Here is a 20,388-nt window from a genome sequence, read left to right on the forward strand (position 1 = left end):
ACCGCGAACCCGCACGGAGACCACCATGCTTGCGCTCTATTCCTACCCCGGGCTGTTCGGCGTCGCCGACAACAATCCGTTTGGACTGAAAGTATTCGCCTTCCTACGCCTTGCCGGCCTGCCCTTCAGCCACCACCACATCTTCGACAGCCGCCAGGCGCCGCACGGCCAGCTACCCTACATCGACGACGACGGCACGCTCGTTGGCGACAGCAGCGCCATCGTCGCGCATCTGGTCGGCCGGCATCGCCTTTCCATCGATAGCGGCCTGAGCGCGCCGCAGCGTATCCAGGCATTCTGTATCAACCGCGTCCTGGACGACCTCTACTGGAGCATGTCGTATTCGCGCTGGAAAGACGACCGCTACTGGCCCGCGTTCCGGGACGCGGTGCTGCGCACCCACCCCACCGTAAGCGCCGAAGAAATGGACGCCGCCCGCGCCTACAACTTCGAACGCTATCGTTATCAAGGCATAGGACGCTATGCGCCTGAAGAAGCCTACAAGCGTGGCCTGGACGACTTGCGCGCCGTCGCGGGAATGCTCGAGAACGGCCCGTTCTTCTTCGGCGCCTCGCCGACCAGCATCGATGCAAGCATCTATGGCTTCGTCGCCAACATCCTCTTCTACCCCATCGACACGCCGCTGCGGGAATATGTCGTCTCTCAGCCCGGGCTCGCCCTGCACTGCCAGGCTGTCCATGACCATGTCATGGGCGCCGCCGCGCCCGGATAGCTCTACCGCCGCGTCGCGAGCCCCGTGCGCTGATCGAGCGCGGCCGGCAGCGGCGAGCGCTGCTCCATGAACAACTCGGCGATGACGCCGCGCAGCCAGCGCGTGCCGTCGTCCTGATGGCTGCGTTCATGCCAGAACTGCTTCACCTCAAAACTGGGCGGCGTCTCCAGGGGTAGCGGAAGAATCTTGATACGCCGCTGCGGCGCCATGATGCGCGCCACCGTGCTGGGGATGACGGCCAGCAGGTCACTGGTCTCGATGATCTCGGGCACTACCGTGAAATGCGGCACGCGCAATGCGACGTGGCGCCGCAGCCCCTGCTTTTCCAGGTACTGCTCGATCAGCGTCGTGGTGGAAGACTGCGGCGAGACGCGGCTGTACCGCGAGCCCGCCGGCTCTATCATCACATGCGATTCCGCCGCGAATTGCTGAATGTCCAGGCGCTGGCCGATGCGTGGATGGCCGGCCCGCAACAGGCAGACATAGTGATCGCCGAACAGGCGCTGTTGATAGAAGCCCGCGGACAGCGCCGGCAGGAAACCGATGGCCAGGTCGGCCTCTTCGGCCTCCAGCGCGTCGCGATACCCTTCGCGCGGCCGTTGCAGTACGCGCAGGCTGATGCCCGGCGCCACCTCGGTCAGATGCTTCATCAGGCGTGGCAGGAAGACCACCTCGCCAAGGTCGCTCAGCAGCACCTCGAAGGTACGGCCGGATTGCGCGGGGTCGAACGGTACGGCATTCTGCAGCCCCGCTTGCAGGACCGAGAGGCCGGCGCGCACGCTGGGCGCGATGCGCAGCGCGAAGGGCGTGGGCTCCATACCCGTCTTGACCCTGACGAACAGCGGGTCGCCGCACAACTGCCTGAGCCGCACCAGCGCATGGCTCATCGAAGGCTGCGACAGCCCCACCCGCACGCCCGCGCGCGTCACGTTGCGCTCCTGCATCATTGCGTCGAATGCCACCAGCAGATTCAGATCGATGTTCTCGATATTCATCGTTGTGTCCGTAGCGCGACTCCATTCGCGGTGGCGGCGCGACGCGTCAGGTATCGAAGCGGTTCACCCCCTGCCGGCCGGACAGCACGCCTGTGGAAATGATCATCCGCTGCATCTCGGACGACCCTTCGGTGATCGTCCGGCTGCGCGCGTCGCGGAACATAAGCTCCAGCGGCAGTTCACGCGACAGCCCCATGCCGCCGTGTATCTGGATCGCCCGGTCGACGACCCTGACCAGCATCTCGTCCGCGTAGAGCTTCACCGCGGAAGCTTCCAGATGATAGTTCAGTCCCTGTTCGGCTTTCCAGGCCGCATGGTAGACCATGGCGCGCGCCGCATGCAGTTCCACCGTCGAATCCGCGATCATCCATTGGATGGCCTGGCGCTGGGCGAGCGGCTGGCCGAAGGTCTGGCGCGAGTTGGCGTAGTCGATGGCGAGGTCCAGCGCCCGCTGCGCCCGCCCAACCGCCTTGGGGCCATGGACCAGGCGGCCCATATCGAGGAACTCGCGCGCCAGCGCCCATCCTTTGCCCACGCCGCCGACGACCTGCGTCGCCGGCACCCGGACGTCATCGAGCAGCAGCTCCCACGGCCGATCCGGCGACATCAGCTCGAAACTCTGCCCCAGCCGCAGGCCGGGCGTACCGCGGTCTACCAGGAAGCACGACACGCCCGCGTCCTTGCCCTGCACGATCGTGCGGGCAAACAGCTGCACGAAGTCCGCCTTGTCCGCGCCCGTGATGAATATCTTGGCGCCGTTGATGAGGAAGTCCCCGCCATCGGCCACCGCCGTGGTCTTCATGCCAGCCGGGTCCGAGCCCGCGCCGGCTTCCGTCAGGGCGAAACAGGTGCGCCGGGTCCCTTGCACCACCGGCATCAGGTACCGCGCCTTCTGCCGTTCATCGCAATGAAACAACACCGGCCCGAGGTACGGCGTGAAAACCGTCGGGGCGCGGAACGAAGGCACGTTGCAGCGCGCCAATTCCTCAAGGACGACGCACATGCCGACGACGCCGACACCGCCGCCACCCACCGTTTCCGGCAGGTCGAAGGCCCAGAAGCCGAGCTGCCTGGCCTTGTCCTGCAGCGCCTGCCTGACGTCGTCCGGGATGTCCGGCTCGTTCGCGTAGCGGGCTTCCAGCGGCAGCAGTTCCTCGGCCACGAAGCGGCGGGCGGAGTCGCGCAACAGGCGGAGCTCGGGGGACAATTCGAAATCCATGGGCGGCTCCGTCGCTCAGTCCAGCGTGACCTTCAGGCCGCGGATGATGTGTTCGTACTCCTGGCGGTCCTTTGCCAGGAAGCGCCCGAAGGCTTCCGGTCCCTGGCCCAGGGGCTCCAGGCCCACGCTGGTGATGAACTTCTCCTGGAATGCGGGCTGCGCCACCGCTCGCCGCACGTCATCGGCGATCTTGCGGACCACGGCGGGCGGCGTGCCCGCCGGCGCGATCAGGCCGAACCACGACTGCGCCACCATCGGGGGAAAACCCAGTTCCGCGAATGTGGGTGTGTCCGGGAACGCCGCGATGCGTTGCGGCGCGGCCACCGCCAGCAGACGCACCTTGTCGGCGCGCACCATGGGAATCGACGGCGGCACGCCCACCATCGCCATGTTGATCTGCCCGCCCACCAGGGCCGTCATGACGTCGGCCACGCCCTTGTACGGCACATGCGTCAGTTCGATGCCGGCCTGCTCGGAAAGCGTGGCCGCATCCAGATGCGCCTTGCTGCCCGGCCCGTACGATCCATAGGTGACCTGGCCCGGCCGCGCCTTGGCCTGCGCGACCAGTTCCTGCACGCTGCGTGCGGGAAAGTCCTTGCTGACCAACAGGACCTCGCGTGTCTGCGCCACACTGGCCACCGGCGTGAAATCTTTGACCGGGTCGTAGGGCAGCTTGCGGTACAGGTATTGGTTGGCCGATACGGTGGGATCGTTGGCCATCAGCAGCGTGTAGCCATCCGGCTGCGAACGCGCCACGTACTCGGCGGCGATGATGGTGTTGGCGCCGGGGCGGTTCTCCACCACGACGGGCTGCGACCAGCGCGCGCCCAGTTCCTGCGCCAGGCCGCGGGCCAGGACGTCGGCCAGCCCGCCCGCCGTGAAGGGCACCACGATGCGCACCATCTTCACGGGAAACGCCTGGTCCGGCGCCGCCTGTGCCGCGCCCAGCAACAGCGCGGCGGCGCCCGCCGCCAGCATCCTGGACATGTTCATGCGTATCTCCTCTTCTCGTTATGGGTACGTCAGGCGACCTGGCGGCCGCCCTGCCAGTACGGCGCCCGCAAGGCCTTCTTGTCGATCTTGTTGGTGCTGGGCAGGCGCGGCAGCGCTTCCATGAACTCGATGCTGCGCGGCTTCTTGTAGCTGGCGATGAGGCCGCGGCAGTGTTCGACCAGCGCCGCTTCGTCCGTGCGCGCGCCGGGCTGCAAGGCCACGAAGGCCTTGACCGACTCGCCCCATTTGTCGTCGGGCACGCCGACCACCGCGGCTTCCCTGACCGCCGGGTGCAGCAGCAGGGCTTCCTCGACCTCGCGCGAGTAGATGTTCTCGCCGCCGGAGATGATCATGTCCTTCTTGCGATCGACGATGAACAGATAGCCGTCCGCATCGAAATGGCCCAGGTCGCCGGTCTTCATCCAGCCGTCCGCCAGCGCCGCGGCCGTTTCCAGCGGCTTGCGCCAATATCCCTGCATGAGCGCGGCGGACCGCATCTGGATCTCGCCCACCTGTCCGTCCGGCAGCACGGCGCCGTCCTCGCCGACGATGCGGATGTCCACGCCCAGGATGGGTTGGCCGGCCGAAGCCATGCGCGCCGCCTGCTCCGGCGTGCCGTCCGGCAGATGCTGGTGCTTCAACAGCACCGTTCCCGGCCCATGCTCGGTCATGCCATACGCCTGCATGAAGATCGGGCCGAAGGTCGCGCGCGCCCGCCGCGACAGCGCCACAGACATGGGCGCGGAGGCATAGCAGACCATCTTCAGGCTCGACACGTCGCAAGGCGTGGCGGCCTGCATGTCGACCATGGCCTGGATCATGATGGGCGCGAAGTGCGCCGCGGTGACGCGCTGCGCCTCGATGCTGGACAGGATCTCGCCGGGATCGAACCTGGCATGCAACACGATGGTCGCGCCGCAGATCAGATAGCTCAGGAGTTCGGTGGTACCGCCGATGTGATACATCGGCATCACGACCAGCATGCGGTCGTCCTGCCCGGCCGAGTGGGTAAGCGCGAGCATGCGTGCCTGTTCGACCTGCGCGGCATTGCCCAGCATGACGCCCTTGGGCACGCCCGTGGTGCCGCTGGTGTAAATGAGAAACAGCGTGTCCTCGTCGCGGGCACGCAGGCCGGGGACCTCGGTGCCGGCGCGCGCCAGCGCCCGCTCATAGCCGTCGCCCGCCACATCGCTGTCCAGGCACAGCACCTGGACATCCGCCGGCAGGTCCCCGCGCAACGCCGCCACGCGCTCGGCATACGCGGACTCGTAGACCAGCAGGCTGGGTTCGCAATCGCGCAAGATGGCGGCCTGGTCGGCCTGCGCCAGCCGGTAGTTCAGGCCCACGGCGATGAAGCCGCACGTGCCCGCCGCGGCATACAGCTCCAGATACCGCGGACAGTTCTGCGCCAGGATGGCGATCCGGCTGCCGCGCCGCAGCCCCATGCCGATCAGGGCATTGCACAACCGCCGGACCCGGTCGGCGAATTCACCGTGGCTAATGCTGCGCCCTTCGAAAACGAAGGCAGGGTGGTCGCGGTAGCAGCGGGCGTTGCGCTCGATGATGTCGCCGAGAATCATGTCGTTTGTACCTCCGGATCCAGCAGGAGCAGGGTGCTGGCATAACCCTCCTGGACGACGCGCGACTGGGTGTCCACCAGCGCGAAATGCCGTTCCACAATGGCGCGCCGGCCGCTCGAGGCGATCCGCTTCGCATGGATGGCCGTACGCACGTGCACGGTGTCGCCTGGGACCAAGGGACGCCGGTACTGCCATTCCTTCAGGCCCAGCGCGCCGATCACCGGCTCGGCGAACTCGGGCAGCCGTGTCGACATGCCCATCGCCAGCAGGATCCCGTAGGGGCCATGGAACATAGGTCCCGGCACGCCGTGTTCGCGGCAATAGGCCTCGTCCGCGTGGATCGGATGCCAGTCACCGCTGAGCATGCACGACAAGGACATGTCGGCTTGCGTCAACGTCCGCCCCGTGCTGCGATAGCTCGCGCCGACGACCAGGTCGTGATACGAAACGGGGTTCATGCGGCCACCTCGAAGCCGGCCATCGCCGCCCAGTCGATGCATTCACACACGGAAGCCCACTCCGGCATGGCGACCGTACCGTCGACGATGCGCGGCGTGTCCGCGACGAACTGCTCGCGCATCGCCAGGAACCAGGTCAGTTCGGCCGGCAGCAAGGGCCGCGGCATGGTCGAGGCGAACTGCAGCCCGGCCCAGGTGCCTAGCGCGCTCTCGCCCATCAGGCCAGCCACAGCGGCCGCGCCCGCCGCCTGGGCAAGATGCTGCATCTGCCACGCCTGGGTCAGGCCGAAGCGGCCCGGCTTGATACTCAAGGCCCGCGCTCCGCGTTCCAGGAACAGGCGTGCATCGCGCACGTCCGTCATGCCGAAATCGACCAGCAGGGGCGTATCCAGCGCCTGCTGCAACAGCGAGAACTCACGGTCCGGCGCGAAGGCGCAGGGATCCTCGACCGCCACCGCGCCGGCCTCGATCATGGCCCGCGCATAGGTGTCCGCCTGTTCCGTCGGATAGGCGCCATTGGCGTCCACATACATCGCGACGCCATCGCCCACCGCATGCCGCACCGCGGCCATGCAGGCCAGGTCCACGTCGAGCCCCTGTCCGCCCTTGATCTTGAGCGTGCGGAATCCATGGCGCGCCACCATGTCGCCCGCCTCGCGCGCCATGGCGTCGGGCGGCTGGCGCGTCACGGCCCACGACACGGGCACCTTCGGCTGCCCATTCCGCTGCCGCCATGGCGGTACGCCCGAACGTGCGGCAAGCCAGTCCCAGCACGCGTTGTCGATCAGCGCCTTGGCCGGCGCATTGCCTGGGATGGTATCGAGCGCCGCGCGCGTCCGGCGCGGATCGGCCAGCCCCTGCCCGCGCACCAGCGGCTCGAAGATCTCGGCCAGCACGCTGCACAGGCTGGCCGCCGTGGCGCCGACCCAGGTCGGCTTGACGGCCACTTCGGCAGCGCCCGCGCAGCCGGATTCGGTCTCGATGCGCAATACCACGAAGGTGGCGCCGGTCTCCGTCATGTCGCTCCACTGCACCGCACGGACATACGCCAGCTGCCGCACATACACGGTCCAGCGTGTGATCGGTTCAGCGTCGGGCATTGATACAGCCATCACTCGGTCTCCGGGAGGGTATCGATCAGCGCCTTCCATTTGGGCGACTCCACCGCGACGAAGGCCTCCAGCTGGGCCGCGTCCAGATAGTGCGGCTCCGTGCCCAACTGGGTCAGCCTGGCCTGCATGTCGGGCTCCCGCACGATGCGCGCGACCTCGGCACCGAGCCGCGACACCACCTCCGGCGGGGTACCCCTGGGCGCAAACAGGCCATACCAGGCCAGCGCTTCGAAATCGGGATAGCCCTCCTCCGCCACCGTGGGCACCGAGGGCGCCAGCGAGGTCCGTTCGCGCGAGGTCACCGCCAGCGCGCGCAGCTTGCCGGCCTGCACCTGCGGCAGCACCCCCGGCAGCGTGAAAAACGTCATCGAAACATTGCCCGCCAGGACCGCCGTGACCGCTTCGGGCCCGGTGTTATAGGGCACGTGCTTGATTCGGATATGCGCCATGCTTTGCAGCATGGCGCCCGCCAGATGCCCGGAGGTGCCCCGGCCCGCGGACGAGTACGTCAATTCGCCGGGCCGCTGCCTGGCCAGGGCCACCAGCTCGCCTACGGACTTGACCGGCAGGTCGGCGTTCACCACCAGCATATTCGGCGCCACCGCCACCATGGCGACCGGCGGCACGTCGCTCATGGGGTCGTAGGTCAGGTTCTTGTACAGGTGCGGCCCGACCGAGTGCGTGGGGCTGCCGCTGACCAGGAACACATAGCCGTCGGGCTTCGCGCGAGCCACCTGCGACGCGCCCAGGTGGCCGCCCGCGCCGGGCTTGTTCTCCACGATGAAGGGCTGGCCCAGCGCGGCGCCCAGCTTCTCCGCCAGCGCGCGGGCCAATATGTCGGCGGTCCCGCCGGCCCCGGACGACACCACCAGCCGTACCGGCTTATCCGGCCAGGCGGCATGCGCCGCCGGACCGGCCAGGCCCACCGTCAGCGCAACCATGGCTCGCGCGATTCGCATCCGTATGTTCATGCAGGCTCCTCTCATGTGGGGTCCTCTCATATGGGCTCCTCTCATGTCGCCTCCTCCGTCCGCATCTCAGACCACGCCGGATCGGCGCAGCGCGTGCAGCTCGTGTTCCGACAACCCGGCCTCGAGCAGGACCTGGTCGCTGTGTTCGCCCAGGTCGGGCGGCGGCAGGAAATCGCTGCGGTTCTCGCCGTCGTAGCGGATAGGCCTGTGCGCGGCATGCAAGACGCCGTGGCGCGGATGAACCTGTTCGTAGAACACGCCCTGGTGCCGCACTTGCGGGTCGTCTTGCAGTTCGTCCAGGCGGCGCTCCGGCGTGAAGGGCACGTCGTGCTGCTCCAGGCGCGGCGTCCAATAATCGCGGTCCTGCCGCGCGAAAACCTCGGCCAGCGTTCGCGCCAGCTCGGGATAGCGTTCGACGCGGTCCAGGCGCGACGGATACTCGGCCAGCAGGTCCGGGCGATCGATGGCCGCCGCCAGCCCGCGCCAGAACTTCTCCAGCGACGACAGATGCAGGCCGATGCGGCGCTGGTCGCGGCAGGTCAGGATGTAGGACTGCGACATCGCCGCCCGCCCGTACAGCGTAGGCGCCTGCCCGGTTGCCAGCATCGCGCCCAGCGGTTCGCACGCCAGCGCGATCATGGCTTCCAGCATGCTGACCTCGACCACGCGTCCCTCTCCTGTACGCGCGCGCTCGACCAGAGCGCCCAGGATGCCGAGCGCAGCGTACAGGCCCGCGACCGCGTCGGCCACCGCCGGCCCGGCCACCTTGGGATCCGCGCCGGCATGGAACATCGACAGCCAACCGGACGCCGCCTGGCCCACGTTGTCGTAGGCCGGGCGGGACGCGTATGGTCCGCTGGATCCGAAGCCGGTGATCGCGCAATACACCAGGCGCGGATTGAGCGCCTGCAGCCGCCGTGCGCCCACGCCCAGCTTCTCTTCCACGCCAGGGCGCATGTTCAGGATCAGGGCGTCGGCCCCGGCGACGAGCCGGTCCAGCACGGCCAGGCCTTCCGGCCGCGCATAGTCCAGCGTCAGGCTGCGCTTGTTGCGGTTGTGCGCCTGGAATTGCGGGCTGTACAGGCCGCCCTTGAACGACCGGAACGGATCGCCGGCGCCGGGCCGCTCGATCTTGATCACGTCGGCGCCCAGCTCGCCCAGCAGCATGCCGGCCAGCGGCGCGGTGATGAAATTGCCCAGGTCGAGGACCCGCATGCCGTCCAGCACCCTCATCGCGCCGCTCCCAATTCGGCCTGCAGGAAGCGTCGCGTGCGCGCGTGCGCCGCATCGGCATCCTCGGCCGCGCCGCGCGTGTAGAAGCCGTGGTCGGCTTGCGGATAGCGGTGCAGCACGGCACGCGCGGCGGGCCCGGAGGAGAGCAGGGCCGCCTCGATCCGGTCGACAACTTCGGCCGGCGCGTAACGGTCGCGGCCGCCGTAGTGCAGCATCAGCGGGCATCGCAGCGCCGCGACCTCGTCCAGATGCTGCTCGATGCCCACGCCGTAGAAGGCGACCGCGGCATCGACATCCAGACTGGCGGCCGCCCGGTACGCCAGCTTGCCGCCCAGGCACAACCCCAGCACCACCACGCGACCCGAGAAGCCGGGCATGGCGCGCACGTGCGCCACCGTTTGCCCGATGTCCTCGATACCGGCGGCCTCGTCGAAACGTTCCAAATACTCGAAGGCCCGCGCCACGCCGGCCTTGTCGTGAGCAAGCTCGACGCCGGGCTCCAGGCGCCAGAACAGGTCCGGCGCCAAGGCCAGGTAGCCCTCCTCCGCATAGCGGTCCGCCACCGCACGGATCGTATCGGTCACGCCGAAGATCTCCTGCAGGACGATCACCGCATGGCCATTGGGAACGGCGGGCACGCTCTTGTAGGCCTGGAAGGCGCGGCCATCCGCCGCGCGGATCGGTTCGATAGGGGAATGCATGGAGTCCTCGTTGGCGTCAGGCCAGGTAATTGCCTTTCAGAATCTCGCGCGCGATGGAATTGCGATGGATCTCGGTGGTCCCGTAGCCGATCGACATGCCGCGCGCATCGCGGAAATAACGCTCGAACGGATATTCCTCGGACAGGCCATAGGCGCCGGCCAGCTGCATGGCCTGGTTCGTGACCCGCACCGCCATTTCGTTGGCGTAGGTCTTGGCGATGGATACCTGGGCCACGGAATGCCGGCCTTGGTCCAGGCTCACAGCGGCCTCGTAGACCAGGGCGCGCGCCGCCTCGATATCGATCGCCATGTCGGCCAGCTTCCATTGCAGCCCCTGGTTGTCCGCCAGCGGCCGGCCGAACTGCACGCGGTCCTTCAGGTGCTGCACCGCCTGGGCCAACGCGGCCTGCGCCAGTCCCAGGCAGATGGGGGGATTGCCGATGATGCGGTCGGCGTCGAGCACGTGCAGCAGGTCGCGCATGCGGCCCGCGGGCAGCAGCAGGTTCTCCGCCGGCACCTTGCAGTCCTGGAACACCAGCTCCGCCATGCCCGTGCCGCGCAGGCCCAGCAGGTCCAGGTGGCGGCCCACCGAGAACCCCGGCGTGGCGCGTTCGACCAGCACGGCCCCCACGCCCTTCATCCCCGGTTCGTCGGTCAGGCGGACCAGCACCAGGAACACGTCGGCGACCTGCGCACCGCTGCACCACAGCTTGCTGCCGTTGATCACGTAGTGGTTGCCCTGCCTGACGGCCCTGGCCTGCACATTGCCCACGTCCGAGCCCGCATTGGCCTCGGACATGCTCCAGGCCGCGTACCGCTCCGCCTTGGCGAACGAAGGCAGGTAGCGTTGCTTGATGTCTTCCGATCCGATGTGCAGGATGGCGCGCGGCGTGGCGCCGTCGGTGCAGGAAAACAGCATCGCCGTATTGGCGCACGAACGCGCCAGCTGCTCCACCACCAGCACCGTCTCCAGCAGGCCGAGCCCCGCGCCGCCATACGTCTCGGGCAGGAAGATGCCCGTGTAGCCGTGCTCGGCCAGCACCTTCAGATTCTCGGCCGGCGGCCGGTATTCCTTGTCGGCACCGGCCGCCGCCGGCGCGAACCGGTCCTGCGCCAAGGCGCGCACGGTGTCGCGGATAAGCCGCTGTTCTTCAGTCAGTTCCACTATTCGCCCTTTGCGCCCGTCAGTTTGATGATGCGGCCGTACTTCACCGATTCTTCTTCCATGAAACGCGCGAACGCCTCGGGACCGGACGGCGCCGCCTCGACGCCCAGCTCGGCCAGCTGCTTTTGCAGGTCAGGGCTTTGCAGCACGCGACGTATCTCCTCGCTGAGCCGCGCCACGAGTGCGGGCGGCGTCGACGCCGGCGCGACCACGCCGTACCAGGTCATGAATGCGAAATCGGGCAGGCCGGCCTCCGCCACGGTCGGGATGTCCGGCGCGATGGGCGAGCGCTTGGCGCCCGATACCGCCAGGCCGTTCAGGCGGCCGTTGCGCACCTGCGGCAAGCCGGTCGACATGCCGGTGAACATCACATCGACCTGTCCGCCCATCACGTCGGCGAGCGCCGGCGCCACGCCCTTGTAGGGCACGTGCACCAGGTCGATATTCGCCAGCGCACGCAACCATTCCATGGCGAGGTAGTGCGGCGTGCCGTTGCCGATCGAGGCGTAGGTGATCTTGCCGGGCCGCGCGCGGGCAGCCTCGATAAGTCCCTTTACCGTGGATGGACCGGTCTTGGGATTGGCGACCAGGATGAAGGGAACGGAAACCAGCTGCGCCACCGGCGCGAAGTCCTTGCGCCAGTCGTAGGACAGCTTCTGTCCGAAGAAATAAGGATTGAGCACGTGCGAGTCGGTCACCAGCCCGATCGTGTAGCCATCGCCCGGCGCGCGGGCCACCGCCTCGGTGCCGATGATGGTGCTGGCGCCGGGCCGGTTGTCGATGATGACGGGCTGTCCCAGGCTGTCGGACATCCGCTTGCCGACGGCGCGCGCGACGATGTCCGTGCCGCCGCCGGCGGGATAGGGCACGATGAAGCGGATAGGCTTGTCAGGCCACCCGGCATGCGCGGGATGTGCCACGTGCGCGCCCAGCAGCAGTCCCAGGGCCACCGCGGCGCGGGCCCATTTTCTTGCGATCGACATGGCGTCTCCTAACGACCGGCGTCGGCCGGCGTCTGGTCCTGGCGGCTGGCTTCCTCTTCGGTGCGCAGCCATATCTCGCGGGCGATGGGATTGCCCTGCTCTTCGACCAGGTGTCCCACCAGGCCGACCGCGCGCCCGATCACGGCGATGCCGCGCGCCGCTTTCCAGGAAATGCCCAGCTCGCAGCACAGGGCGCCGATGGCGCCCGTCGCGTTCACGGGCAGTGGCTTGTCGTAGGCGGCCTGCGCATGGCGTCCGATAGCCTGCATCAGTTCGACGTAGCGCCCCGCATGGCCCTCCTGCGCGGCCACCTCGAACAGCCGCGCCGTGCGGGGGTCCTGCGGCTTGTGCAGGTTGTGTCCGACACCGGGGATGGAGCGGCCCTTCGCGCGGAAGTCGGCCACGATATCGCGGGCCAGCGAGTCGGCGTCCGCGCCATTGTGCTGTTCCCAGGCTTCGTGAAGCATGCGCGCGGCGCCCTCGGCGGTGCCGGCGAAGGTGGTGCCCATGCCGCACAGGCCGGCCGCGACCGCGGCCTGCAGGGATTCCGGCGCCCCCAGGTAGACCAGCCGTGTGGCGATGGCCATGGGCGTCATGCCATGTTCGACTAGTGTGACCAGAATGGCGTTGAAGACCCGCGATTGATGCGCGTCGGGCAGGCGCCCGGTCATCTCCAGGTACGCCATATCGCCCAGATTGAGCGTACCGATGACATCCTTAACCAGGTCCCGTCCCTGCACGAAGATGCGGTCGGGCGTGCTGCGGCCCATGCCGCTGCGGATAGGCTTATTGTGTTTATTCATGTTGTCTCCTGCCCCCTTTTTATGAGGCTTGGCGGGTGACATCGGTCACCTCTTGGAGACGAAAGATAGGCCAGGGCGTCAGACCCTGTCCAATAGACGGCCGTAATCCTCTGTATGCGGGAAACGCATAGTCCTCGCGGCGCGGCGAGGCGGAATAGGTCCTGCTAGCCCTCGGCCGCGATCTGGCGTATCGCTTGTTCGAACGCCTCTACCGGCTGCCCGCCGCTGACCAGGTACTTACGGTTGAAGATGATCGCGGGCACGGCCTGGATGCCCAGGGCCACATATTCCTGCTCCTCGGCGCGCACCTCGTCCGTGTAGCGTCCGCTTTCCAGCACGTCGCGCGCACCTTCGCCATTCAGGCCAACCGAACGGGCTGCATCAACCAGGACGTCATGATTGCTGGGATCCTTTCCGTCCGAATGGTAAGCCTGCAACAGCGCCATCTTCAGCGGCAACTGCTTGCCCTCGATACCGGCCCAGTACAGCAACCGGTGTGCATCGAAAGTGTTATAGGCCCGCGTGCGTTCGCCAAAGCTGAACCCCACGCTCGCGCCACGCTCGCGGATCATCGCCTGCGACTCAGCGATCTGCTCGGGCGTGCGCCCGTACTTCCTGCCGAGATAGTCCACCAGGGCTTCGCCCCCAGGCTTCATATCCGGATTCAGCTCGAAAGGATGCATGACGATCCGCGCGTCCACCGTATCGCCCACGTTGGCCAGCGCCCGCTGCAGCGACGCCAGCCCGACCGCGCACCAGGGGCACGCCACATCGGATACGAAATCAATTTGCAGGGGTTGGGCCATGGTATCGCCTCTGAATGGGACCAGGATGAACGCGACTGACGAGGTCGACAAGGAACGGCTCGCCAGGACGACATCCGATAAAGCCTGGCGACATTGCCAGGACCGGCCCACCATCGTACCGCCATATCGCCCCGGGTTCATACGTGTGGTCAGACGCACATACTTGCGCGCCGCCCGATTGTTGGACTACAGCGGTATACGCTGGGCGGAGTGACACCACCGCGGAAGAAGCCCGAAATCCGCGCGGGTACGCGTCGCTAACTCGGCGTTACATCGTGCGGTCATCGTGTCCTGCTTCTTCGGACAGCCCCTCCACCGAGGCTATTCTCATTCAAGATTTCAGCACCAAAAGCGTAAGGTACGCCGCTATGAAGAAACACGTTGATCGACCAGACCACGACAATCCGGAATGGACGGACGAAACCACAGCGCGCGCTGTGCACATCGATGGTCTCCCAGAATCGCTTCAGCACAAGCTGCGGCGTACGCGTGGCCTGAACAAAGCACCCACGAAAGTCCGAGTCTCCATGCGGCTCTCGCCCAATGTTGGGGAGACGTTTCGCCCGAGAGGACACGGCTGGCAAACGCGTATCGATTGCGCACTGAGGAAATATCTTTGGAACGCAAACTGACTATCACCGCCCGCCACGATTGGGCTACCGCGATGCGTGAAGCCGGCGCGGCAGCCGCCGAGGGTATGAAGCGCGGTAAGTACCAGGGTGAAAAGCTGAACTTCGAAACACCCAGCGCCTTCTTCTCCCGCCTTACGTCGAACCGTTGGGCAATGCTCGCCGAGCTGCAGGGCGCTGGCAACGTCGGCGTGCGCGAACTCGCTCGCCGTCTAGGTCGTGACGTAAAACGTGTGCACGATGACGCTACCGCGCTGGTCGAACTGGGGCTGATCGAACGTTCAGAAGCCGGCGCATTGTCATGCCCGTACGCGGATATCCACGTCGATATGCATGTCTCTAGGCTTGCGGCATAGAACGAGAGCCAGAAACCAAAAATTCGCTAAGTTATTGATATTATTGGAATTCTTGGCGGACAGAGGGGGATTCGAACCCCCCATATCACCAATATTTACGCGGTTTTGCAAGCTAGCGCTGTCTTCAAGTTGTCATTCTTGAGGAACCGAGGCTAATTCATCTCTGGGGTTGTCCGCTGTCACGGACACCGATTCCAACACTTCATCGCCGCGATCAGGCTCCCTTCGCGGCCCGCTAAAGCACGCCAACCGTCCAGCCGTCGGGTCTAGGCGCGTAGCCACGCCCTGAGCCCACGAAATCCAGGACACGAGTTCAGTCGACATCTGAGACTCGGCGTTCGTGAGGTGCTCCACATACATACGGAGGTCAACCGCTTGGCGCCAGCGTCCAGCCTCGGCGATTAGGGCAAGTTCTCTCGCCAAGCGTTCCTGCTCAATCTTTTCTCTTTCTGCCGCTGCGATAGCTTCCAGGCGCCGTTCTTCCTCCAATCGCGCTTTCTCTGCCTCGCGCGCGATCCGTCTCTGTTCGCTTAGCTCTGCCTCGATCTTATCCTGACGATTCCTGGCGCAGCGCTGTGCAACTGCTTTATGTATGTAGCCAAAGACCGTGTTCAGTTGACTCTCTAACGGTAAGCCCTGTTCATCCGAGAACTTGCGTTCGTAGGCGTAGCAGTGATTACCCAAGCTAATGTGCAGTCGAAGTTTGCCGGTCGGTGTGCTCACTCTGCGCATATGACCTGCAAAAATCCCGCCGAAGCGGCGGTCTGGCTCTTTGCTGTATTCCAGACCGCTGACCATGCGTAGATAGACGTTGATGCCGGATCTAACGATTACAAGTCTTCCGACATTGTCTTGTGGTGGCTCAACTTTGTAGCCCCTCTGTTCGGCAGCCACGCAAATGACATGAAGGATCGTTAGGGCTCTCTCATGCTCGCCGACGGCCACCCGGAAGGCATTGGACACACTAAGCAAAGTGCCGTTGTTAGCGAATCGATCCAGCTCCCAGTCGTCCAGGCTGCGAGAGGGCCTCCCCTCTTTTCTGCTTGATTTCCTAGCGTCATGCGTCTCCCGCCTCTTTTCCCACGACCGCGCCGCTTTCAACACGGCCTGCCGGAGGGCTGCGACGGCCGGATGCCATCCAGCCGGTTCAGAAACTACTATCCGATTGTCCTCATTTCCTTCTTCTTCCAAATCCGCCACCAATGCTTGCCTTAGATCTGGATCGAGTGTCGCTTTGGCTTGGCGCGGCCGCGATGTGATGACGTAATCGGTGCGTTTGGCGACGGCCTTCAGAGCTGGACGTTTTACCGTCTTGTTGTTCGTCAGCTTTTGCCAATAGCCAGGCGGCGGCGTGGGAACCGAAAGCGCTTTGCAGATCTTCCGAAGGCCGTTGTCAGATAGCCCATATTCGACACACAGCCGACTCATCGGAGTAGTCCAAACCTGTTCGTAGAGCTCTTGGCGCGCGATGACTCTGTCTTTCATGAGCATTCCCAACGGTTTGTCCACTTGCACGCCGTAGCGCGTGTCCATAGACTACCTGGGAAAGCCCCGCAGCATCAAAGACCCGCAGGTGTAGCTACCTATGTCGTTGTGGGAGCTTTCCATCAACCCTCTAAGGCACCACGGACGCGAATACTCCTGGCACTGTCTGGTCCTGGTCCAGGCCGATGGTGAACTACCAAGCCAGATCCATGTCGTCGAAGTCCAGAGTAAGCTGCTGCCACGGGCGATCAACGATCATCTTGTACGGACGCCAGGGGCCGGGCGCAAACGCAGGATCGCCGACGATCGGTTTCAGGTCCGCCTGGAGCGTTACCAAACGCTTTGCCTCATTGAACCGGAAATAGCAGTACGAGAGCGATATTTTGAGTGCGTCGGCGGCGATCCGCATGCTGCTTCCGCAGCGATCCAGCAGATGGATGTATGCCGCAGCCCTGGACTCATGAGGCGTCACGGTATCGAGTGGTACTGCCGCAACCTCCTTCTCCAGAAGCTGCGCCAACGGCTCCGCCGGATCGTTCCCCATGTCGGCACGATGTCGCATGGCGGGATGGTCCTCAGCACTGACCTCTTCACCATCGATCGGCTTGTCCAGCCTCACCGCGTGGCGGACGACTGTTTCCGTGTATTTGACGAGATGTTGGTGCAGGTGCCGAATCAGGCGATCCTGGAACTCGGAGTCGTCGAAATCTGGCGTTGCGCCGACTTTCTGGGCCATTTCGACAGCGAGCAGAAGCGCCTCGCTAGCCACGTCTTCCGGGGTGTGCTCGCCGTCCGTGGCGCGGGAGATCCCAGCGAACCTTGCCTTGTAGCGAATCGCAAATCGCTCGTATGCTTCGAAGTCGATTGAAGACATTTGCGCAACCCATTGAGAATCAATGGAATTGCAGCTTAGGCAATGGCCGAAACGGGCGCAACCGGGTTAAATATTCCGATTAGATCCACGTATTCGCGACCAACGCCACCCTGGCGGCCAGGCACGCCTGACCAAAAAATAGGACCCTCATGTGGCGGTCACACATAAGGACGAGCTTGCCGCTATTCGGGGCGGTCTTTTTTACTGCTTAGGCTTCCAGCCGCAGTGCTTGAACTCGGTGTGTAGGTGGACGGGCAGGTTGCACCCGCATTCAGACGATAACTGCTGGAGAAGTGGGACTATATTAGGCGCTTCGGTGCAAGCCGCACCTGTGAAAGTACGTCATTCTTATAGGCCCGATCCGCATATGGACTCGTCACACCAAGATCCCAATACCGCAGTCAATCCTGCTGAGGCAGTTGGTTCAGATGTGCCCGGGCAGCCCGCCTCCCATCGTGCCATACCGAATAAGTTCGTCGCTTTCTGCGACATTCTCGGCTTCTCTAATCGAGTGCTGCACGATTTGGAAAAAACCATCGATGCATACGAACAGTTTTGCGGCTCTTTCGACGTTCAGCCGCTGACGGATGTCGATGTAACGATCTACTCGGACGCCCTTCTTATCGTCGGTGACGAACTGCTCCCTGTCTTAAAAGCAGTGCAGATGGCTTGGTTTTTTTCATTGACCAGGGATCTAGTGCTGCGTGGCGGAATCTCGTACGGCCGTTTCTATAGCCGCAGGACAACCTCGGGGCTGTTGATCGTAAGTGACGCGCTAATCCGAGCTGTGCGCCTTGAAGACACAGTTAAGATGCCATTGGTGCAAATCGACGACACAATTCAATTAGATGACATGTGGTGGCCTTACCACTTTGTCCGAAGCAACCTTGAGCTACCATATTTGCATTTCGAAGGTCGGAACCTGGTCAACCCCTTCAATATCATGTGGTTCCAGTCAGCGGCAACCCGTATGAGGCAGTTGATGGATGAAACCACAGATCCCCATCACCTTGAGAAGTACGAATGGTTTCTCCGCCTGTGGAGGGCTGTCGACGAGGGCAATCCAATGGCTCCGCCCGGTGTACGGGAGCGGCTCTTAGAGGCGGGCGTATTGCAATGGACTCCGGACTCTGGATCTGAGAGTCGCCAGTTAGACGCTTGACGATGTGCTGCCACTACACCGCCCTGAAGATAGCCAAGCAGCTCGAGAAGCGCTTCCGCGCGCGGCATCCCGATCGCAAGGAATAAGCATGCAGCCACAGCATGATCCACGCCCCCTCGGCGCCGAGGACCTGGAAGTTATCGCCCTGGCGGTCGGAGCGCTGCCGCCCGGCGGCCGGATGACACCCGAGCTCTTGGAATACACCCGAACCATCGTCGGGCACTGCGCGTCTATCGGGGACGGCTACATGTATGGGGAGCGATCAGCAGGAGACGACATCCGAGCCGCGTTCAGTCTGGCGTAGGTCTGCATTTTGCTCCGACATGACTTCATCGGACCAACGCCATGCCAACGTTAGAAGCAGAGCAACAGGAATTGCGACGCGCCGAGCAACACATAGCAGCCGGCCGGCGCCTGTATCAGGACCAACTAGCCGCAATTGGAAGCTTGCGCCAGCGAGGGCTTTCCACTGTTGAGGCGGAGGCGCTCCTGGAGGCTATGGAGCAGTCGCTCGACGAAATGGAGCGGCATCGCGACTTGGTCGCAAGGCGTGTGCTCGAATTGAGCAGAGACCACAGGGAAAGCTGATCCCAGGCACATGCTGGACGGCCGCCAGCAGTGTAGGCACCACACGACTATCCCTAAATCGTCCCGCTCCTATAACAGAAGCGGACCGGCAGAGAACAAACTTATGCAATCCGACGTTTGGCGTTGGTTTGCATAAGGCCGTGCTGGAACGTGGCGCACTTGCGGTTCGGCTCAAGTGGGCGCCTGCTGAACATCGTCTGGCAGCAATACTAGAGAACTGGGGAAAGGCCGCCATCGACCCTTAGATTGGTGCCCGTGATGTACCCCGCCACCGGGCTCGCAAGGAATGCCACGGCCGCTGCGATTTCCTCCAACTGACCGACCCGACCTACAGGAACCTGAGCAAACAGTGGCAGGACATGGCGTTCGATCTCTTCCCATGGCGCATCTTTGCTGCACAGGCCTCGCTCCTCGGCCACCTCGCGAAAACGAGCGTCAAGGGTCGAGCTGTGTATGGTGCCAGGAGAGATGGCATTGACGGTCACCCCATCAGCCGCGACTGCTTTGGCCATGGATGCAGTCATTGCGTTGATCGCCGCCTTGCAGGCGGAGTAACCTGGTGCAGTGGGCGACGGCATCGTTGCCGCAAGGCTGGAGATATTGATCACCCGGCCCCATTTCGCCTTCTGCATCCGGGGCAATAGGCGTGTGGTGACCCTGAGGGCCGCAAGCACATTTCGGTCATAAGCCGATGCCCATGAGGCAGGCTGCGTGTCCAGCCAGCTCTCTTTCGCACCACCTGAGCCGCCAGCGTTATTTATCAATATATCTATCGATCCAACAAGCTTTTGCGCGGCCTCGATCAACCGCTGCGCCTGGTCATCGTGCGTCAGATCACCCACCACTGCATGGGCACATCCCCCTAAGGCGGTGATCTCATTGGCCACTTTGTCAACTTGAGCTGCGTCGCGACCATGGACAATGACAGTGGCTTTTTCTAGAGCGAGTTTCCTGGCAATTGCTTCGCCAATCCCTCTGCTGCTGCCGGTGATCAGTGCCTTCTTGCCGCTCAAATTCAAGTCCATATGCCGTTCCTTTTTTACAATGCCGTTAACCTCCCAAGATAGAGCGAGATGATGGACAACACCAGTACGCACCTTTTTGTGCCTATCCCCCAGGAGGACCGCGAAATTTGCCTTGGAGCCGATGGTTCGGTGGCGCACGTAACGCGAGTGATCCGTATGCTCCAGGGGCGCTGGAAGTTGCCCGTTCTTTTCAGGCTCTACGCCGATCCCTCAATGCGCACGTTGCAGCTAAAGCGCGATTTGCCAGGTGTCACGCAAAAAGTACTGACGGAGCAATTGCGGCAGCTGGCCAATGATGGCCTGATTGAGCGAGTTGATTTCGGCGAGCTGCCTCGCAGGGTCGAGTATCAGCTCTCGGAAATGGGTAGGCAGCTTCTACCCGTTCTCATAGCCACCCGTAAGTTTTCGGTAAGCCATCCGTCGTAACGGCAATCAAAAAGCAAGGCGTGATCCGCAGACGCTTACCGACTATCTCCCCCGACGCCGGCACAGCTGCGCGAACTCTACCCGCGCAACC

At 64.3% G+C, this 20,388-nt stretch carries 21 protein-coding genes; 5 read left to right on the plus strand and 16 right to left on the minus strand.

Annotation, left to right across the window (positions count from 1 at the left end):
- Window positions 1-25: 25 nt before the first annotated feature.
- On the plus strand, window positions 26-733 hold the full coding sequence (locus tag CAL26_RS23320) for a glutathione S-transferase family protein (protein WP_094849063.1): 708 nt from the start codon (window positions 26-28) through the stop codon (window positions 731-733).
- A gap of 2 nt (window positions 734-735) precedes the next feature.
- Here the strand turns inward: CAL26_RS23320 and CAL26_RS23325 are convergent, their stop codons facing one another.
- From CAL26_RS23325 to CAL26_RS23385, 13 genes are all read right to left on the minus strand, one after another.
- Window positions 736-1,728, minus strand: coding sequence for a LysR family transcriptional regulator (locus tag CAL26_RS23325; RefSeq protein ID WP_094849064.1), 993 nt, complete (start codon window positions 1,726-1,728; stop codon window positions 736-738).
- Window positions 1,729-1,774: 46 nt separating this feature from the next.
- Window positions 1,775-2,947 (minus strand): acyl-CoA dehydrogenase family protein, encoded by a 1,173-nt coding sequence (locus CAL26_RS23330; protein ID WP_094849065.1) that lies wholly within the window; start codon window positions 2,945-2,947, stop codon window positions 1,775-1,777.
- Window positions 2,948-2,962: 15 nt separating this feature from the next.
- Window positions 2,963-3,940, minus strand: a complete 978-nt coding sequence (locus CAL26_RS23335) for a Bug family tripartite tricarboxylate transporter substrate binding protein (RefSeq protein ID WP_094849066.1) — start codon at window positions 3,938-3,940, stop codon at window positions 2,963-2,965.
- A 29-nt stretch (window positions 3,941-3,969) separates the two neighbouring features.
- Window positions 3,970-5,520 (minus strand): long-chain-fatty-acid--CoA ligase, encoded by a 1,551-nt coding sequence (locus CAL26_RS23340; RefSeq protein WP_143277487.1) that lies wholly within the window; start codon window positions 5,518-5,520, stop codon window positions 3,970-3,972.
- The gene (locus CAL26_RS23345; protein ID WP_179283466.1) at window positions 5,517-5,978 is read right to left on the minus strand and encodes a MaoC/PaaZ C-terminal domain-containing protein; all 462 of its coding nucleotides are present in this window, start codon (window positions 5,976-5,978) and stop codon (window positions 5,517-5,519) included. The genes CAL26_RS23340 and CAL26_RS23345 overlap by 4 nt, the downstream gene beginning before the upstream one ends.
- Window positions 5,975-7,090 carry a mandelate racemase/muconate lactonizing enzyme family protein gene (locus CAL26_RS23350; RefSeq protein WP_179283467.1) on the minus strand — a complete coding sequence of 372 codons (1,116 nt, stop codon included), beginning with the start codon at window positions 7,088-7,090 and terminating at the stop codon, window positions 5,975-5,977. Before CAL26_RS23350 ends, CAL26_RS23345 begins: the two co-directional genes overlap by 4 nt.
- A complete protein-coding gene (locus tag CAL26_RS23355; protein ID WP_179283468.1) occupies window positions 7,090-8,061 on the minus strand; it encodes a Bug family tripartite tricarboxylate transporter substrate binding protein in 972 nt (323 codons plus the stop codon). Before CAL26_RS23355 ends, CAL26_RS23350 begins: the two co-directional genes overlap by 1 nt.
- Window positions 8,062-8,127: 66 nt before the next feature.
- Window positions 8,128-9,294 carry a CaiB/BaiF CoA transferase family protein gene (locus tag CAL26_RS23360; protein WP_094849071.1) on the minus strand — a complete coding sequence of 389 codons (1,167 nt, stop codon included), beginning with the start codon at window positions 9,292-9,294 and terminating at the stop codon, window positions 8,128-8,130.
- Window positions 9,291-9,995: a dienelactone hydrolase family protein gene (locus tag CAL26_RS23365; RefSeq protein WP_094849072.1), complete on the minus strand. Its 705-nt coding sequence runs from the start codon at window positions 9,993-9,995 to the stop codon at window positions 9,291-9,293. The genes CAL26_RS23360 and CAL26_RS23365 overlap by 4 nt, the downstream gene beginning before the upstream one ends.
- 16 nt (window positions 9,996-10,011) lie before the next feature.
- Window positions 10,012-11,160 (minus strand): acyl-CoA dehydrogenase family protein, encoded by a 1,149-nt coding sequence (locus CAL26_RS23370; protein ID WP_094849073.1) that lies wholly within the window; start codon window positions 11,158-11,160, stop codon window positions 10,012-10,014.
- On the minus strand, window positions 11,160-12,143 hold the full coding sequence (locus tag CAL26_RS23375; RefSeq protein ID WP_179283469.1) for a Bug family tripartite tricarboxylate transporter substrate binding protein: 984 nt from the start codon (window positions 12,141-12,143) through the stop codon (window positions 11,160-11,162). Before CAL26_RS23375 ends, CAL26_RS23370 begins: the two co-directional genes overlap by 1 nt.
- A gap of 8 nt (window positions 12,144-12,151) precedes the next feature.
- Window positions 12,152-12,946 (minus strand): citryl-CoA lyase, encoded by a 795-nt coding sequence (locus tag CAL26_RS23380; RefSeq protein ID WP_094849075.1) that lies wholly within the window; start codon window positions 12,944-12,946, stop codon window positions 12,152-12,154.
- Window positions 12,947-13,110: 164 nt separating this feature from the next.
- Window positions 13,111-13,752: a DsbA family oxidoreductase gene (locus tag CAL26_RS23385; RefSeq protein WP_094849076.1), complete on the minus strand. Its 642-nt coding sequence runs from the start codon at window positions 13,750-13,752 to the stop codon at window positions 13,111-13,113.
- A gap of 368 nt (window positions 13,753-14,120) precedes the next feature.
- Here CAL26_RS23385 and CAL26_RS23390 point away from each other — a divergent pair, with 368 nt between their 5' ends.
- Window positions 14,121-14,384 carry a BrnA antitoxin family protein gene (locus tag CAL26_RS23390; protein WP_094849077.1) on the plus strand — a complete coding sequence of 88 codons (264 nt, stop codon included), beginning with the start codon at window positions 14,121-14,123 and terminating at the stop codon, window positions 14,382-14,384.
- Entirely contained in the window at window positions 14,369-14,737 is a 369-nt protein-coding gene (locus CAL26_RS23395; RefSeq protein WP_256988575.1) for an HVO_A0114 family putative DNA-binding protein, read from the plus strand. Before CAL26_RS23390 ends, CAL26_RS23395 begins: the two co-directional genes overlap by 16 nt.
- A gap of 132 nt (window positions 14,738-14,869) precedes the next feature.
- Here the strand turns inward: CAL26_RS23395 and CAL26_RS28190 are convergent, their stop codons facing one another.
- Together CAL26_RS28190 and CAL26_RS23400 are read right to left on the minus strand one after the other, a co-directional pair.
- Complete coding sequence (locus tag CAL26_RS28190; RefSeq protein WP_143277488.1) at window positions 14,870-16,222, minus strand: cell envelope integrity protein TolA; 1,353 nt, start codon at window positions 16,220-16,222, stop codon at window positions 14,870-14,872.
- Between the two features lie 193 nt (window positions 16,223-16,415).
- A complete protein-coding gene (locus CAL26_RS23400) occupies window positions 16,416-17,096 on the minus strand; it encodes a hypothetical protein (protein ID WP_094849078.1) in 681 nt (226 codons plus the stop codon).
- A 367-nt stretch (window positions 17,097-17,463) separates the two neighbouring features.
- Between CAL26_RS23400 and CAL26_RS23405 the strand changes: the two genes are divergently transcribed.
- Window positions 17,464-18,258 carry a hypothetical protein gene (locus CAL26_RS23405; protein ID WP_143277489.1) on the plus strand — a complete coding sequence of 265 codons (795 nt, stop codon included), beginning with the start codon at window positions 17,464-17,466 and terminating at the stop codon, window positions 18,256-18,258.
- 797 nt (window positions 18,259-19,055) lie between these two features.
- Here the strand turns inward: CAL26_RS23405 and CAL26_RS23420 are convergent.
- Window positions 19,056-19,871 (minus strand): SDR family NAD(P)-dependent oxidoreductase, encoded by an 816-nt coding sequence (locus CAL26_RS23420; RefSeq protein ID WP_094849082.1) that lies wholly within the window; start codon window positions 19,869-19,871, stop codon window positions 19,056-19,058.
- 48 nt (window positions 19,872-19,919) lie between these two features.
- On the opposite strand from CAL26_RS23420, the gene CAL26_RS23425 reads away from it, so the two are divergent.
- Window positions 19,920-20,297, plus strand: coding sequence for a winged helix-turn-helix transcriptional regulator (locus CAL26_RS23425; RefSeq protein ID WP_094849083.1), 378 nt, complete (start codon window positions 19,920-19,922; stop codon window positions 20,295-20,297).
- The last annotated feature ends 91 nt before the right edge of the window (window positions 20,298-20,388 follow it).

The organism is Bordetella genomosp. 9 (assembly GCF_002261425.1).
Lineage (GTDB): Bacteria > Pseudomonadota > Gammaproteobacteria > Burkholderiales > Burkholderiaceae_B > Bordetella_C.

Excerpts from the sequence above, each read along its gene's own strand:
- CAL26_RS23340 (WP_143277487.1), bottom strand. The coding sequence starts at position 5,520 with ATGATTCTCGGCGACATCATCGAGCGCAACGCCCGCTGCTACCGCGAC.
- CAL26_RS23360 (WP_094849071.1), bottom strand. The coding sequence starts at position 9,294 with ATGAGGGTGCTGGACGGCATGCGGGTCCTCGACCTGGGCAATTTCATC.
- CAL26_RS23400 (WP_094849078.1), bottom strand. The coding sequence starts at position 17,096 with ATGTCTTCAATCGACTTCGAAGCATACGAGCGATTTGCGATTCGCTAC.
- CAL26_RS23380 (WP_094849075.1), bottom strand. The coding sequence starts at position 12,946 with ATGAATAAACACAATAAGCCTATCCGCAGCGGCATGGGCCGCAGCACG.
- CAL26_RS23405 (WP_143277489.1), top strand. The coding sequence starts at position 17,464 with ATGGACTCGTCACACCAAGATCCCAATACCGCAGTCAATCCTGCTGAG.
- CAL26_RS23425 (WP_094849083.1), top strand. The coding sequence starts at position 19,920 with ATGATGGACAACACCAGTACGCACCTTTTTGTGCCTATCCCCCAGGAG.
- CAL26_RS23330 (WP_094849065.1), bottom strand. The coding sequence starts at position 2,947 with ATGGATTTCGAATTGTCCCCCGAGCTCCGCCTGTTGCGCGACTCCGCC.
- CAL26_RS23345 (WP_179283466.1), bottom strand. The coding sequence starts at position 5,978 with ATGAACCCCGTTTCGTATCACGACCTGGTCGTCGGCGCGAGCTATCGC.
- CAL26_RS23355 (WP_179283468.1), bottom strand. The coding sequence starts at position 8,061 with ATGAACATACGGATGCGAATCGCGCGAGCCATGGTTGCGCTGACGGTG.
- CAL26_RS23390 (WP_094849077.1), top strand. The coding sequence starts at position 14,121 with ATGAAGAAACACGTTGATCGACCAGACCACGACAATCCGGAATGGACG.
- CAL26_RS23350 (WP_179283467.1), bottom strand. The coding sequence starts at position 7,090 with ATGGCTGTATCAATGCCCGACGCTGAACCGATCACACGCTGGACCGTG.
- CAL26_RS23420 (WP_094849082.1), bottom strand. The coding sequence starts at position 19,871 with ATGGACTTGAATTTGAGCGGCAAGAAGGCACTGATCACCGGCAGCAGC.
- CAL26_RS28190 (WP_143277488.1), bottom strand. The coding sequence starts at position 16,222 with ATGAAAGACAGAGTCATCGCGCGCCAAGAGCTCTACGAACAGGTTTGG.
- CAL26_RS23365 (WP_094849072.1), bottom strand. The coding sequence starts at position 9,995 with ATGCATTCCCCTATCGAACCGATCCGCGCGGCGGATGGCCGCGCCTTC.
- CAL26_RS23335 (WP_094849066.1), bottom strand. The coding sequence starts at position 3,940 with ATGAACATGTCCAGGATGCTGGCGGCGGGCGCCGCCGCGCTGTTGCTG.
- CAL26_RS23385 (WP_094849076.1), bottom strand. The coding sequence starts at position 13,752 with ATGGCCCAACCCCTGCAAATTGATTTCGTATCCGATGTGGCGTGCCCC.
- CAL26_RS23320 (WP_094849063.1), top strand. The coding sequence starts at position 26 with ATGCTTGCGCTCTATTCCTACCCCGGGCTGTTCGGCGTCGCCGACAAC.
- CAL26_RS23375 (WP_179283469.1), bottom strand. The coding sequence starts at position 12,143 with ATGTCGATCGCAAGAAAATGGGCCCGCGCCGCGGTGGCCCTGGGACTG.
- CAL26_RS23325 (WP_094849064.1), bottom strand. The coding sequence starts at position 1,728 with ATGAATATCGAGAACATCGATCTGAATCTGCTGGTGGCATTCGACGCA.